This is a genomic window from Kitasatospora paranensis, assembly GCF_039544005.1.
GTDB lineage: Bacteria > Actinomycetota > Actinomycetes > Streptomycetales > Streptomycetaceae > Kitasatospora > Kitasatospora paranensis.
Genome location: NZ_BAABKV010000001.1, coordinates 4379473 through 4392509 on the forward strand (window position 1 = coordinate 4379473; position 13037 = coordinate 4392509).

Below are 13037 nucleotides of genomic sequence, written 5' to 3' on the forward strand. Positions count from 1 at the left end.
GGGCGCTTTCGGCTTCGCCCTGCGGGAGTTACTTCGCCCGGTTCTTCCCGGTGAGCTTGTTGAGGCGGTCGGTGATGCCCCAGCCGGTGACGCGCAGGAGGGCTTCGAAGACGATGTTGCGGCTCATCTTGGAGGCGCCGTGCTCGCGCTCGACGAAGGTGATCGGGACTTCGGCGACCTTGAAGCCGGCCTTGACGGTGCGCCAGGCGAGGTCGACCTGGAAGCAGTAGCCGGCAGAGGCGACCTCGTCCATGCCGAGGCCGAGGAGGGTCTCCTTGCGGAAGGCGCGGTAGCCGCCGGTGACGTCCTTGATCGGGACGCCGAGCATCAGGCGGGAGTAGAGCGAGCCGCCGCGGGAGATCAGCAGGCGGGACTTGGGCCAGTTGACGACCTCGCCGCCGGGCACCCAGCGCGAGCCGAGGACGAGGTCGGCGCCGCGCAGCGCGGTGAGCAGCCGGGGAGTTCCTCGGGCTGGTGGGAGCCGTCGGCGTCCATCTCGACGAGGACGGCGTAGCCCTCGTCGATGCCCCAGCGGAAGCCGGCCAGGTAGGCGGCGCCGAGGCCTTCCTTGCCCTTGCGGTGCAGGACGCGGACGTGGGCGTCGTCGGTGGCGAGCTTGTCGGCGAGGTCGCCGGTGCCGTCCGGGCTGTTGTCGTCCGCGACCAGGACGTGCGCCTCCGGGACCGCGGCACGGACCCGGGACACGATCCGCTCGATGTTCTCGGCCTCGTTGTACGTCGGGATGATCACCAGCACCTTGCCAAGATCGGCGAAGGTGCTCTCCTCGGGGGCAGTCACGTCAGAGCCTTTCGGAACAACGGGAAGGATGCGGCGAGACCGCAGCCGACGGCGGATCGGAATCGCGCGAGGCGGCGACAGGGCCCGGGACCGGCAGACGCCCCGGGAAATCGGATCGTACAACGTCCGCGCGACCGCCCCGGCCGCCGGGGTCGGCGGCCACCGGCCACCAGGTAGTCTCGGCACCACCAGCACACCCGTGGGTCGCGCAGCAACCGGTCGCTCGCGCCCGGCACCGTTCACACCGCACCCGTCCACCCGACGGCGCACCGGACGACGGCGCCGGAGCCTGCCCGCGCCGGGTGTCGAACGACAGCGTGCGGCACGGACCGCACCGACGAGGGTGGGAGCCCCCATGCGGGATCTGAGTGACCTGGTGAAGGCGTACGACGTCCGGGGTGTGGTGCCGGATCAGTGGGACGAGTCGTTGGCGTTCGCGTTCGGTGCGGCCTTCGTGCGGGTGGTGGGCGCCTCGGCCGTGGTGGTCGGGCACGACATGCGTCCGTCCTCGCCGGGTCTGACCCGGGCGTTCGCGCTGGGTGCGGCCTCCTACGGGGCCGACGTGGTGGAGATCGGGCTGTGCTCGACGGACCAGCTGTACTACGCGTCGGGCTCGCTGGACCTGCCGGGCGCGATGTTCACGGCGTCGCACAACCCGGCGCAGTACAACGGGATCAAGCTGTGCCGGGCGGGTGCGGCCCCGGTGGGCCAGGACACCGGCCTCTCGGAGATCCGGGAGCTGGTGGAGTCGTGGTGCGGTGAGGACGGGACCGTGTCCGTGCCGGCGGCGCCGGCGGGCACCGTGACCGGGGAGCTGTCCGCGCGAGAGACCCTGGACGGGTACGCGGCGCACCTGCGGTCGCTGGTCGACCTGACGGACATCCGGCCGCTGAAGGTGGCGGTGGACGCGGGCAACGGGATGGGCGGGCACACGGTGCCGACCGTGCTGGCCGGGCTGCCGCTGGACGTCGTCCCGATGTACTTCGAGCTGGACGGCACCTTCCCCAACCACGAGGCGAACCCGCTGGACCCGAAGAACCTCGTGGACCTGCAGGCGAAGGTCCGGGAGGTCGGCGCGGACATCGGCCTGGCCTTCGACGGGGACGCCGACCGCTGCTTCGTCGTGGACGAGCGCGGCGAGCCGGTGTCGCCGTCGGCGATCACCGCGCTCGTCGCCGAGCGCGAGATCGTCCGGGCCCGGGCCGCGGGCGAGGAGCGGCCGACCGTCATCCACAACCTGATCACCTCGTGGACGGTCCCGCAGATCGTCTCCGACCTGGGCGCGGTGCCGGTGCGGACCCGGGTGGGCCACTCCTTCATCAAGCAGGAGATGGCGCGCACGGACGCGGTGTTCGGCGGGGAGCACTCGGCGCACTACTACTTCCGGGACTTCTGGCGGGCCGACACCGGGATGCTCGCGGCGCTGCACGTGCTGGCCGCGCTGGGCGGGCAGGAGCGGCCGCTGTCCGAGCTGTGCGCGCGCTACGACCGGTACGCGGCGTCGGGCGAGATCAACTCGACGGTGGCGGACCAGGCGGCCCGCACCGAGGCCGTCCGCGCCGTGTACGGCGGCCTGGACGGGGTGAGCACCGACGAGCTGGACGGTCTGACCGTGGCCGGCGACGACTGGTGGTTCAACCTCCGGGCGTCCAACACCGAGCCGCTGCTGCGGCTGAACGTCGAGGCCAAGGACCCGGCCCGGATGGCGGAGCTCCGCGACGCCGTCCTCGCCATCGTCCGCGCCTGACACCCACGGAGGGCGGGTCGGCGTGCTCCGCACCGGAGCGCACCGGCCCGCCTTCCGCCGTACTCGATCCGTCCACCGCGCTCGACTAGAGTCGGCGGTTCCACACCGCCCGGTGCCCACGGAACAGCGAGGACCGAACCCCATGGACAGGCTGCGCAACACCGTCCGCCCCTATGCCTGGGGTTCCACCACCGCCATCCCCGCGCTGCTGGGGACCGAGCCCGACGGCGAGCCGCAGGCCGAGATGTGGATCGGCGCCCACCCCGGCGCCCCCTCGCGCACCGAGCGCGGCGACGCCGCCGGCACCCTCGCCGACCTGATCGCCGCCGACCCGCAGGCCGAGCTCGGCCCCGCCGCCGTCGCCAAGTTCGGCACCGCGCTGCCGTTCCTGCTCAAGGTGCTGGCCGCCGGCCTGCCGCTCTCCATCCAGGCCCACCCCACCCGGGCCCAGGCCCGGGCCGGCCACGCCGCCGAGGAGGCCGCCGGCATCCCGGTGGACGCCCCGCACCGCAACTACAAGGACACCAACCACAAGCCGGAACTCATCTGCGCCCTGGACGAGTTCGAAGGCCTCTGCGGATTCCGCCGGCCCGCCGACGCGGCCGCCCTGATGTCCTCGCTCGACGTCGCCGAGCTCGCACCGCTGATCGACGTGCTGCGGACCAAGCCGGAGCGCGAGGCCCTCGCCCACGTCCTCGCCGCCGTCCTGTCGATGAAGGGCGGCAAGGCCGAACGGACGGTCGCCGCGGTCGCCCGGGCGATCGAGGACGCCGCACCCGGCGACCCGACCGGCGCCCTCGCCGGATACGCCTTCGCCGCCCGGGAGTTCCCCGGCGACACCGGCCTGATCGCCGCGCTGCTGCTCAACTTCGTCCGCCTGCAGCCCGGCGAGGCCCTCTACCTGGGCGCCGGCATCCCGCACGCCTACCTGCGCGGCACCGGCGTCGAGATCATGGCCAACTCCGACAACGTGCTGCGCGCCGGCCTCACCCCCAAGCACGTCGACATCCCCGAACTGCTGCGCGTCGTCGACTTCCGGGCCACCGATCCGGACGTCCTCCGGCCCGCGGCCGCCACCGACGGCGAGCACCGCTACCCCGTCCCGATCGACGAGTTCAGCCTCTCCCGTTACACCCTCGGCGAGCACCCCGCCGTCCTGTCCGGCGACGCCCCGCAGATCCTGCTCTGCACCGACGGCACGGCCACCCTCACGGCCGCCGACGGCACCGCCCTGGCCCTGGCCCGCGGCGAGTCGGCGTTCCTGCCCGCCGGCGGCACCCCCACCACGCTCGCCGGGCCCGGCGCCACCGTCTTCCGGGCCTCCGTCACCCTCTGACCTCGCCGCGGAGCGCGCGGCCGCCGGCCGCCCGGCCGTCAGCCTGGGATCGCCGATCCCAGGCCGATCCTTCCTCTCCCCCGCCGTCGGGCCCGGTGGAAACCTCGAACCACGCCACCCGGTCGAGGATTTCACCCGATCGGCGACAGAGAGGGACACCATGCGCGCCATCACCGTCACCACCTACGGCGGCCCCGAGCGGGCCGAGCTCGCCGAGACCGAACTTCCCGTCCCCGGGCCCGGCGAGATCCGGATCCGCAACCTCGCCTCCTCCGTGCACCCCGCCGACCTCGTCGTCCGGTCCGGCGTCCTGGCCGCGGTGCTCGGCGCACCGCCGTTCCGGCTCGGCTGGGACGTGTCCGGCACCGTCGACGCACTCGGCGACGGAACCACGGGATTCGGCGTCGGCGAGCAGGTCGTCGGGCTGTCGCACTGGTTCGCCTCCCGGAACGGCACCCACGCCGAGTACGTCGTGCTGCCCGCCCACCAGCTCGCCCCCGCACCGGCCGGTGTCCCGGCGACCACAGCGGCGGCCCTCCCGCTCAACGGGCTCGCCGCCCTCCAGGCCGTCGACCGCACCGGCCTCACCGCCGGCGGCACCCTCGTCGTCACCGGGGCCGCCGGCAAGCTCGGCCACCTGGTCACCCAGCTGGCGGTCGACCGCGGCCTGCGCGTCCTCGCCGTCGCGGACCCCCGCGACCGTGACCACCTCACCGCCCTGGGAGCCGAGTTCGTCGCACGGGGCGACGACGCCGCCGAGGCCCTGCGCCGGCTCGTCCCCGAGGGTGCCGACGCCGCCGTCGACACCGCGCAGGTCGGTGCCCCGCTGCTGGCCGCCCTGCGCGACGGCGCGGTCCTCGTCGCCGTCCGCCCGTCGGCGCCCGTGGCCGAGCGCGGCATCGACATCGCCGTCCTGGACGTCGCCCCCGACGGCGCGGCACTGGGCCGCCTCGCCGAGTTGGTCGCCGAAGGGCGGCTCGTCCTGCGGATCGACTCCGTGCACGACCTCTCCGCGGCGGCGGCCGCCCACGCCCGGCTGGAGGCCGGCGGGACCCGTGGCGCAGTCGTCCTGACGCTGTGACCCCCGTCCGGTCCGCCGCACCGTAGGGTCGCCGCATGCTGTCAGGCCCCCTGCTGGTCGATGCGACCGCCGCAGCCTCCACCGTCGCCGCCCTCGCCGTCGCCCCACGGCTGCCCGCCCGCGGACCGGCCCCCACCGAGGGCCGGTCCGGGCGCCGGGCACCGGGCCCGGGCGCGGTGCTGGCCGCCGTCACCGCACTGATCTACCTCAACCAACTGCTGTTCACCGTGTACGTCCTGCGGGTGCGCGACGGCGACCCGGGCTTCATCGCGCGCTACCTGCCGCCCGGCTGGTTCGCCCTGGCCGACCACGACCGGGCCATCGGGTGGATCGCCGCCCACACCCCGGCACCGCAGCTGCTCGCCCCGACCGTGCTCCGGGTCCAGGCCTTCCTCGAACTCCCCTTCGTGCTGCTGATGTTCATGACCCTGGTGCGGCTGCTCGACCCGGCGCTGCACCGCCGGCTGGGCACCTCGCCGCTGATCCCGCTCGCCGCGGGGTCGTACACCGCCGTGTTCTGCACCGTCGAGTGGGGCCTCCACAACCCGTACACCGGGCAGGACATCGCGATCCGGATCGCCTCCGCCCTGGCCACCCCGCCCCTGATCCGCGCCCTGGCCCGCCGGGACGACTCCCCGGCCGGCCGGCCACCACCCGCGGCCTGCTGCTGTTCGGCGCCGCACTGTGGGCGGTCGGCCACCTCGTCCTGGACGTCTACGACACGGCCCTGCTCTACAACCTCGGGCACCTGCCCGGTCGGCTGCCCGGCATGCTGACCGCCCTGGCCGTGCTCGCCGCCGTCCGGCTCGTCGGCCGCCGGCCGGACCGGTCCGACGCGGGCCCCGCGGTGGAGTCCCTGGCCGCGGGCCTGCGGTGGACCTTCACGCTCTTCCTGGTGCCGGCCCTCGCGATTCGCTACGGCGTGGGCTTCGGCCACGTCCAGGTGTCCGGCCTCTGCGCGCTCGCCCTGCTCGCCGCGGCCGCAGCACCCGCGCTGCGCGGCCGTCCGGCCCGCGTCGGGGTGGCCCTGGCCGCCGCTGCGGCCGCGGGCCTGGCCGCCGCCGCCGTCGCGGCGCAGGCCGCCACCGGGCCGTACTACGAGACCGCCCTGCTGGCGGCGATGGCCGCGCTCCTGGTCACCGCGACGGCCACGGCCGCGGTCGCCGACCGGGTGCTGACGCTGTAGGGCGCCGCGGCTGGTGTCATGGAGCGCAGCTCCGGGCAGGGGTTCTTGCGCTGCACCTGTCTCAGTTCCGTGGCACTTCGTCAGGGGCTGCGTCAGCAGCCATCCGTTCCGCCCACTCGCGCTGGGTCACTGCGCGCTCGATGCGGCCGACGATGTCCTTCTCGGACGCCGTGTCCAAGGACTCCGGAAGTCTGTCGAAGGTGGCGGGAAGGACATCGAGCAGTCCCCAGATCTGCTCACCGGTCCTGACGGTCAGCAGTTGCCGGCACCTCCACTGCAGCGGCACGTCGGGACGGTGCCCGAGCCGCTGCACGAGCGTGGGCAACAGGTAGTGCGTCGCCTCTGCGGCGAGGTGTTCCTGGAGCCAGTCGACCGGGAGCCGCTGGCTGAAGCCGTACATGGAGGCCTCCCGGGCCAGGTCCACAAGTCGGGCGGTGTCGACGGCTCGGACGGTGCGGGGAAGGGTCGGGGTCATGTCGGGATGGTCCCAGGAGGCCTCCGCAGGGCCGAGAGGTCGGCGCGGCCGGGATGCAATCTGCCGACGGGCCGGGCCCCAGACCTCCTCGAACTCCTCGGAGGTGAGTTGCTCGGGGTCGTGGCCTTCCCATTCCGGGACGGGCAGCTCGGCTGTGATCCCGAACCTGCTGTCGTACTCATCGAGGCGGCCTGTCTCATGGGCCTGCTGCCATTCATCGAGAGAGGCGGCTGCGATCGGTGTCAGCCCAGGCCCTTGGAGTTCGACCTGCCGGGTCACCCAGCCCTCGGCATCGACCTCGCAGTAGAACCAGACATCTTCCTCGTCCCAGTAGCAGCGCATCCATGTCTTCACGACCCCATGATGGCGGCGGTCTGCTCACCGGCCGCTGCGGTCGAGGCGCTGTTCCTCCCGGGCCGGCGGGGTGACGTATGCGCCGCCACCCCGCCGGGATCCACGGCATTCCGCCGCGGATCGCGACACCTGCACTGCCTCAGGTCACGTCGCGGGTCATGTCGACGAAGCGCGAGTAGTGGCCCTGGAAGGCCACGGTGATCGTCGCGGTCGGGCCGTTACGGTGCTTGGCGACGATCAGGTCGGCCTCGCCGGCGCGGGGGACTCCTTCTCGTAGGCGTCCTCGCGGTGCAGCAGGACGACCATGTCGGCGTCCTGCTCGATGGAGCCCGACTCGCGGAGGTCGGAGACCATCGGCTTCTTGTCGGTGCGCTGTTCGGGGCCTCGGTTCAGCTGGGAGAGCGCGATGACCGGGACTTCCAGCTCCTTGGCGAGCAGCTTGAGGTTTCGCGACATGTCGGAGACCTCCTGCTGGCGGCTCTCGGCGCGGCGCGAACCGCCGGACTGCATCAGCTGGAGGTAGTCGATGACCACCAGCTTGAGGTCGTTGCGCTGCTTCAGGCGGCGGCACTTGGCTCGGATCTCCATCATCGACAGGTTGGGCGAGTCGTCGATGTAGAGCGGTGCGTTGGTGACGTCCGGCATCCGGCGGGCGACCCGCGTCCAGTCGTCGTCCGTCATGTTGCCCGAGCGCATGTGGTGCAGGGCGACCCGGGCCTCGGCGGACAGCAGGCGCATGGCGATCTCGTTGCGGCCCATTTCCAGCGAGAAGATCACGCTGGGCAGATTGTTGTGGATCGAGCAGGCCCGGGCGAAGTCCAGCGCCAGGGTGGACTTTCCCATCGCGGGGCGGGCCGCGATGACGATCATCTGGCCGGGGTGGAGGCCGTTGGTGAGCTGGTCGAAGTCGGCGAAGCCGGTGGGCACGCCGGACATCTGGCCGGCCCGGGAGCCGATCGCCTCGATCTCGTCGAGGGCGCCTTCCATGATGTCGGCGAGCGGGGCGTAGTCCTCGTTGGTGCGCTGCTCGGTGACGGCGTAGATCTCGGCCTGGGCGGCGTTCACGATCTCGTCGACGTCGCCCTCGGCGGCGTACCCCATGCCGGCGATGCGGGTGCCCGCCTCGACCAGCCGTCTCAGCACGGCGCGTTCGTGGACGATCTCCGCGTAGTACTCCGCGTTGGCGGCGGTCGGGACGGAGTTGACCAGGGTGTGCAGGTAGCCGGGTCCGCCGACGCGGGCGAGTTCGCCGCGCTTGGTGAGCTCACCGGCGACGGTGATCGGGTCGGCCGGCTCGCCGCGCGCGTAGAGGTCGAGGATCGCGCCGTGGATCATCTCGTGCGCCGGCCGGTAGTAGTCGGCGGGCTTCAGCACCTCGACGACGTCCGCGATGGCGTCCTTGGACAGGAGCATGCCGCCGAGGACGGACTGCTCGGCCGCCAGGTCCTGCGGCGGGACGCGCTCGAACCCGTCGCCGGTGGACCCGCGGTCGTCGTCCCGGTCGTCCCGGCCCCGGCGGTCGCCGCGCTCGCCGCGGCGCTGCCCGCCGTCCCGCTGGGCGCCGTCCCGCTGGAAGGAGCCGCGGCCTTCGTTGTCACGGCCCCGGGAGACCGGGAGCCGGTCACTGGGGGTGTCGGGGAAGGCACGGGGCGCGAAGGCGTCGTCGGACGGCTGCCAGTCGTCCTCCGGCGGCGGCGGGACGTCGTGGTCGTCGTACTGGGGGCCGGTCACGCGTGTTCCCCGATCAGCGAGTCGTGCGAGTGGTGCGGGCCTTGCCGGGTGGCGCACCCATCTTCATACGCCACCGGGCCGACAAAAATCCGAAGCCGGACGCCGGGTGTCGCGGGGGCTGCCCGCCGTGTCCCGGCCGGTGGGCGGGCGCCGGCGAAAGGCCGGCCGGCGCCCCACGCTACGGCGCCCGGCCCCGATCGTCCAAGGTGGTTATCCACAGGGGGTGTGGACAGTGGGACCACCCCTGTGGAGAACTGCCCGAAACCTGTGCACAACCCTGTGGACAGCTCTGTGGATAACCACACCATCCATCCACCGTCAACCCGGTGACCTGCGATTACCTCCTCGGATGGCTGTGCATGAGAAATACTTCACACGTCCCCCTGGCCGACCCGCAGGCCACGTGTGTTACACCACTCGGGCGATCGATCAAGATTTCGAGTAAGAGATCAAAAGGGCTTGTGACACTTACCTGTGGATGAGTAGGCTGGCGCCCATGACCTCCTCCACCACCCGCCGCAGCCACGACCGCGAGATCCTCGCGCTGGCCGTCCCGGCCTTCGGCGCCCTGGTGGCCGAGCCCCTCTTCCTGATGGCCGACTCGGCGATCGTCGGCCACCTCGGCACCGCCCAGCTGGCCGGTCTCGGCATCGCCTCGGCGGCCCTCACCACGGTGATCGGCGCCTGCGTCTTCCTCGCGTACGCCACCACCGCCGCCGTCGCCCGCCGGATCGGCGCCGGGGACCGCAGGGCCGCCGTCCAGCAGGGCGTGGACGGCATCTGGCTGGCCCTGCTGCTGTCCACCGTGCTCGCGGCGCTCACGGCGGCCCTCGCCCCGCAGGCCGCCGACCTGCTGGGCGCCTCCCCCACGGCCGCCCCCTACGCCGTCACCTACCTGCGGATCAGCGCGCTGGGCGTCCCGGCGATGCTGACGGTGCTGGCCGCCACCGGTGTGCTGCGCGGATTCCAGGACACCCGGACACCGCTGCTGGTGGCCGTCGGCGGCTTCACCGCCAACCTGTTCCTCAACCTGGGCCTGGTCTACGGCGCCGGGCTCGGTGTCGCCGGGTCCGCCTGGGGCACCGTACTGGCCCAGAACGCGATGGCCGCCGCCTACCTGGTCGTCGTGGTGCGCGGCGCCCGGCGCGAGGGCGCGAGCCTGCGACCGGACGCGCCGGGCATCCGGGCCAGCGCCCGGGCCGGCGGCCCGCTGCTGGTGCGCACGCTGAGCCTGCGGGCCGTGCTGCTGATCGCCACCGCGGTCGCGGCGGGCCTGGGCGACACGGCGATCGCCGCCCACCAGATCACCATGACGGTCTGGTCGTTCGTGGCGTTCGCGCTGGACGCGATCGCCATCGCCGGCCAGGCGATCATCGGCCGCTACCTCGGTGCCGGGGACGCCCCGGGCGCCCGGGCGGCGACCCGGCGGATGGTCGAGTGGGGCATCGGCGCCGGGCTGCTGCTCGGCCTGCTGATGGTGCTGGCCCGGCCGCTGTACGGACCGCTGTTCACGGCCGACCCCGCGGTGCGGGACCTGCTGTCCGGCGTCCTGCTGCTCGCCGCCCTCACCCAGCCGGTGGGCGGGCTGGTGTTCGTGCTGGACGGGGTGCTGATGGGGGCAGGGGACGGCGGCTACCTGGCCTGGGCGATGCTCGGCACGCTGCTGGTCTTCGGGCCGGTGGCGCTCGCCGTACCGGCCGCGGGCGGCGGCCTGGTGGCCCTGTGGTGGGCGATGAACCTCTTCATGCTGACCAGGGCGGTGTTCCTGACCGCGCGGGTGCGGACCGGGCGCTGGCTGGTCACCGGGGCCGTCCGGGCCTGATCCCGGGGCCTGACCACCGGGCATGCGCGGCCGTGGCGGCCCGCACGGCGCCGCCGCCGCAACGGCAGAGGGCCGGACTCCCCGGAGGGGAGCCCGGCCCTCAGGCCACTGCTAGGGCGTTCAGCCGGCCACGACGTTGACGTCGAGGTTGGCCTGCACGTCCGAGTGCAGCTTGACCGAGACCTTGTGGCTGCCCACGGTCTTGATCGGCGAGGCGATCGCGATCGCGCGCTTGTCCACGGCCGGGCCGTCGGCCGCCTTGATGGCGTCGACGACGTCGGCCTGGGTCACGGAGCCGAACAGACGGCCGGCGTCGCCGGAGCGAACGGCCAGCTTGATCTGCAGGCCCTCGAGCTTGGCCTTGACCTCGTTGGCGGCCTCGAGGGTCTGGATCTCGTGGATCTTGCGGGCGCGACGGATCGCGTCGACGTCCTTCTGGCCACCCTTGGTCCAGCGGATGGCGAAGCCACGCGGGACCAGGAAGTTGCGGGCGTAGCCGTCCTTGACCTCGACGACCTCACCGGCACTGCCGAGGCCGGGGACCTCGTGAGTGAGGATGATCTTCATTCTTCGGTCACCCTCTCTTAGCGCGTGGTGGAGGTGTAGGGCAGCAGCGCCATCTCACGGCTGTTCTTCACGGCCGTGGCGACGTCGCGCTGGTGCTGGGTGCAGTTGCCGGTGACCCGGCGGGCACGGATCTTGCCGCGGTCGGAGATGAACTTCCGCAGCAGGTTCGTGTCCTTGTAGTCAACGTAGTTGACCTTGTCCTTGCAGAAGACGCAAACCTTCTTCTTCGGCTTGCGAGCAGGCGGCTTCGCCATCGTGTGCTCCTGTGGGTACGAAAATCTGTCAGCATGCCCGGGCCGCGGGGGCCCGGCACGCACCGCTTAGAACGGGGGCTCCTCCGAGAAGCCGCCACCGGACGGAGCGCCCCAGCCGCCGCCGCCCTGGTTGCCACCAGAGGGAGCGGAGGACGCCCACGGGTCGTCGGACGGGCCGGACTGGCCGCCGGAGTTTCCACCCCAGTTGCCACCGCCGCCGCCCTGCTGGCCGCCGCCCCAACCGCCACCGGACGGCGCGCCGCCCTGCTGGCCGTTGAAGCCGCCGCCACCGCCGCCGGGGGCACCGGACCGGTTGGCCCGGGTGACCTTGGCGGTCGCCGACCGCAGGCTCGGGCCGACCTCGTCGACCTCGACCTCGAAGACCGTCCGCTTCTCGCCTTCCTTGGTCTCGTAAGACCGCTGGCGCAGTCGGCCCTGCACGATGACGCGCATGCCGCGCTGCAGCGACTCGGCCACGTTCTCCGCCGGCTGACGCCAGACGTTGCACGTGAGGAAGAGGCTCTCGCCGTCCTTCCACTCGTTCGTCTGACGGTCGAAGGTGCGCGGGGTGGACGCGATACGGAACTTCGCGACCGCCGCACCCGACGGGGTGAAGCGCAGCTCGGGGTCGTCGACGAGATTGCCGACGAGGGTAATGACGGTCTCGCCTGCCATGGTGGTGATGACCTCTCGGAAAAGGAGTTCTGCGGTGCTCGCCCGGTGTTTCACGTGAAACACCGTGCGTGAGTCACCCGACACCCGGAGGTGTCAGCGGTGGCTCAGTGGGTGTCCGGGCGCAGGACCTTGGTCCGCAGAACCGACTCGCTCAGGCTGAGCTGGCGGTCGAGCTCCTTGACGACCTCGGGCGTGGCCTTGAGGTCGATGACCGAGTAGATGCCCTCGGACTGCTTGTTGATCTCGTACGCCAGACGGCGGCGACCCCAGGTGTCGATCTTCTCGACCTTGCCGCCACCGGTGCGGACAACGTTGAGGAAGTTCTCGATCAGCGGGGAGACAGCGCGCTCCTCGACCGAGGGGTCGAGGATGACCATCAGCTCGTAGTGACGCATGGGTAACCCACCTCCTTTGGACTCAACGGCCACGGTCTCTCCGTGGCAGGAGGGTTGTGCAGCGTCGCACCCGTGGAGTGCCGACGTCCGACCACCGTAGAGCGGAGGTCTGACAATCCCCGCCCGGAGGGCATAGGGGGCACAAGTACACCAGTGCAGACGGCACAGCCTACCGGTACCGGGGCGGGGCACCAAAATGCACAGGGGTTGTGATCCAGGGCATAGCGGACGCAATCTGGACGAACGGCACGGCGATCGGCCGGCCCGTCCGAGACCACCCTGGAGGTGGGTTCCGTGGCACAGACCATCCGCCGGTTTCCGGCCATCACCCTCAACACCGACGGTCATCCGCACCCGCGCGAGAACACGCTGGTGGGGATCGCCGCCCTGTTCGGCCTGCTGGCCTTCGTGAGCTGCTTCTTCCACAACCTGCACATCATGAGCTCGTGGACGGGGCTGATCGGGATCATCGCCGGCATGTGGGGCCAGTTCGTCTCGGTCACCACCGCCGAGCGGTTCGTGCTCGTGATCTCCACCGGCGCGGCGGCGATCGGCTTCTACCTCGGGCTGGCCCACGGAGGCTTCTTCGGGGGGATGTGAGGACACCCGTACGCCG

The 13037-nt window shown here is 72.2% G+C and carries 12 protein-coding genes and 3 pseudogenes; 7 read left to right on the forward strand and 8 right to left on the reverse strand.

What is annotated here, in order from left to right:
- Window positions 1–28 precede the first annotated feature (28 nt).
- Window positions 29–798, reverse strand: a pseudogene (locus tag ABEB13_RS21115) (polyprenol monophosphomannose synthase).
- 355 nt (window positions 799–1153) lie between these two features.
- Between ABEB13_RS21115 and ABEB13_RS21120 the strand changes: the two are divergent.
- From ABEB13_RS21120 to ABEB13_RS21140, 5 genes are all read left to right on the forward strand, one after another.
- Window positions 1154–2545 (forward strand): phosphomannomutase/phosphoglucomutase, encoded by a 1392-nt coding sequence (locus ABEB13_RS21120; RefSeq protein ID WP_345706745.1) that lies wholly within the window; start codon window positions 1154–1156, stop codon window positions 2543–2545.
- 142 nt (window positions 2546–2687) lie between these two features.
- Window positions 2688–3881: a mannose-6-phosphate isomerase, class I gene (gene manA / locus ABEB13_RS21125; RefSeq protein ID WP_345706746.1), complete on the forward strand. Its 1194-nt coding sequence runs from the start codon at window positions 2688–2690 to the stop codon at window positions 3879–3881.
- A 160-nt stretch (window positions 3882–4041) separates the two neighbouring features.
- Complete coding sequence (locus ABEB13_RS21130) at window positions 4042–4962, forward strand: NADP-dependent oxidoreductase (protein ID WP_345706747.1); 921 nt, start codon at window positions 4042–4044, stop codon at window positions 4960–4962.
- Window positions 4963–4997: 35 nt separating this feature from the next.
- The gene (locus tag ABEB13_RS21135) at window positions 4998–5738 is read left to right on the forward strand and encodes a hypothetical protein (protein WP_345706748.1); all 741 of its coding nucleotides are present in this window, start codon (window positions 4998–5000) and stop codon (window positions 5736–5738) included.
- On the forward strand, window positions 5732–6148 hold the full coding sequence (locus ABEB13_RS21140) for a hypothetical protein (protein WP_345706749.1): 417 nt from the start codon (window positions 5732–5734) through the stop codon (window positions 6146–6148). The genes ABEB13_RS21135 and ABEB13_RS21140 overlap by 7 nt, the downstream gene beginning before the upstream one ends.
- A gap of 61 nt (window positions 6149–6209) precedes the next feature.
- Here the strand turns inward: ABEB13_RS21140 and ABEB13_RS21145 are convergent, their stop codons facing one another.
- The 3 genes and pseudogenes from ABEB13_RS21145 to dnaB form a co-directional block, all read right to left on the reverse strand.
- Window positions 6210–6623, reverse strand: coding sequence for a hypothetical protein (locus ABEB13_RS21145; protein WP_345709761.1), 414 nt, complete (start codon window positions 6621–6623; stop codon window positions 6210–6212).
- A gap of 45 nt (window positions 6624–6668) precedes the next feature.
- Window positions 6669–6965 (reverse strand): annotated as a pseudogene (locus ABEB13_RS21150) (hypothetical protein); the annotation flags it as partial.
- Window positions 6966–7116: 151 nt separating this feature from the next.
- Window positions 7117–8708: pseudogene (dnaB, locus tag ABEB13_RS21155) on the reverse strand (replicative DNA helicase).
- 496 nt (window positions 8709–9204) lie between these two features.
- Here dnaB and ABEB13_RS21160 point away from each other — a divergent pair.
- On the forward strand, window positions 9205–10530 hold the full coding sequence (locus ABEB13_RS21160; protein ID WP_380231570.1) for an MATE family efflux transporter: 1326 nt from the start codon (window positions 9205–9207) through the stop codon (window positions 10528–10530).
- A 120-nt stretch (window positions 10531–10650) separates the two neighbouring features.
- Here ABEB13_RS21160 and rplI read toward each other — a convergent pair whose 3' ends face one another.
- From rplI to rpsF, 4 genes are all read right to left on the reverse strand, one after another.
- Complete coding sequence (rplI, locus tag ABEB13_RS21165; protein ID WP_345706751.1) at window positions 10651–11097, reverse strand: 50S ribosomal protein L9; 447 nt, start codon at window positions 11095–11097, stop codon at window positions 10651–10653.
- Window positions 11098–11114: 17 nt separating this feature from the next.
- Complete coding sequence (gene rpsR / locus ABEB13_RS21170; RefSeq protein WP_030270170.1) at window positions 11115–11351, reverse strand: 30S ribosomal protein S18; 237 nt, start codon at window positions 11349–11351, stop codon at window positions 11115–11117.
- A gap of 66 nt (window positions 11352–11417) precedes the next feature.
- The gene (locus tag ABEB13_RS21175; RefSeq protein ID WP_100889264.1) at window positions 11418–12026 is read right to left on the reverse strand and encodes a single-stranded DNA-binding protein; all 609 of its coding nucleotides are present in this window, start codon (window positions 12024–12026) and stop codon (window positions 11418–11420) included.
- A gap of 104 nt (window positions 12027–12130) precedes the next feature.
- Window positions 12131–12421 carry a 30S ribosomal protein S6 gene (gene rpsF / locus ABEB13_RS21180; protein ID WP_345706752.1) on the reverse strand — a complete coding sequence of 97 codons (291 nt, stop codon included), beginning with the start codon at window positions 12419–12421 and terminating at the stop codon, window positions 12131–12133.
- Between the two features lie 294 nt (window positions 12422–12715).
- On the opposite strand from rpsF, the gene ABEB13_RS21185 reads away from it, so the two are divergent.
- Window positions 12716–13021 carry a hypothetical protein gene (locus tag ABEB13_RS21185; protein ID WP_345706753.1) on the forward strand — a complete coding sequence of 102 codons (306 nt, stop codon included), beginning with the start codon at window positions 12716–12718 and terminating at the stop codon, window positions 13019–13021.
- The last annotated feature ends 16 nt before the right edge of the window (window positions 13022–13037 follow it).

Excerpts from the sequence above, each read along its gene's own strand:
- ABEB13_RS21175 (WP_100889264.1), bottom strand. The coding sequence starts at position 12,026 with ATGGCAGGCGAGACCGTCATTACCCTCGTCGGCAATCTCGTCGACGAC.
- manA (WP_345706746.1), top strand. The coding sequence starts at position 2,688 with ATGGACAGGCTGCGCAACACCGTCCGCCCCTATGCCTGGGGTTCCACC.
- ABEB13_RS21135 (WP_345706748.1), top strand. The coding sequence starts at position 4,998 with ATGCTGTCAGGCCCCCTGCTGGTCGATGCGACCGCCGCAGCCTCCACC.
- ABEB13_RS21120 (WP_345706745.1), top strand. The coding sequence starts at position 1,154 with ATGCGGGATCTGAGTGACCTGGTGAAGGCGTACGACGTCCGGGGTGTG.
- ABEB13_RS21130 (WP_345706747.1), top strand. The coding sequence starts at position 4,042 with ATGCGCGCCATCACCGTCACCACCTACGGCGGCCCCGAGCGGGCCGAG.
- rplI (WP_345706751.1), bottom strand. The coding sequence starts at position 11,097 with ATGAAGATCATCCTCACTCACGAGGTCCCCGGCCTCGGCAGTGCCGGT.
- ABEB13_RS21145 (WP_345709761.1), bottom strand. The coding sequence starts at position 6,623 with ATGACCCCGACCCTTCCCCGCACCGTCCGAGCCGTCGACACCGCCCGA.
- rpsR (WP_030270170.1), bottom strand. The coding sequence starts at position 11,351 with ATGGCGAAGCCGCCTGCTCGCAAGCCGAAGAAGAAGGTTTGCGTCTTC.
- rpsF (WP_345706752.1), bottom strand. The coding sequence starts at position 12,421 with ATGCGTCACTACGAGCTGATGGTCATCCTCGACCCCTCGGTCGAGGAG.
- ABEB13_RS21140 (WP_345706749.1), top strand. The coding sequence starts at position 5,732 with ATGCTGACCGCCCTGGCCGTGCTCGCCGCCGTCCGGCTCGTCGGCCGC.
- ABEB13_RS21160 (WP_380231570.1), top strand. The coding sequence starts at position 9,205 with ATGACCTCCTCCACCACCCGCCGCAGCCACGACCGCGAGATCCTCGCG.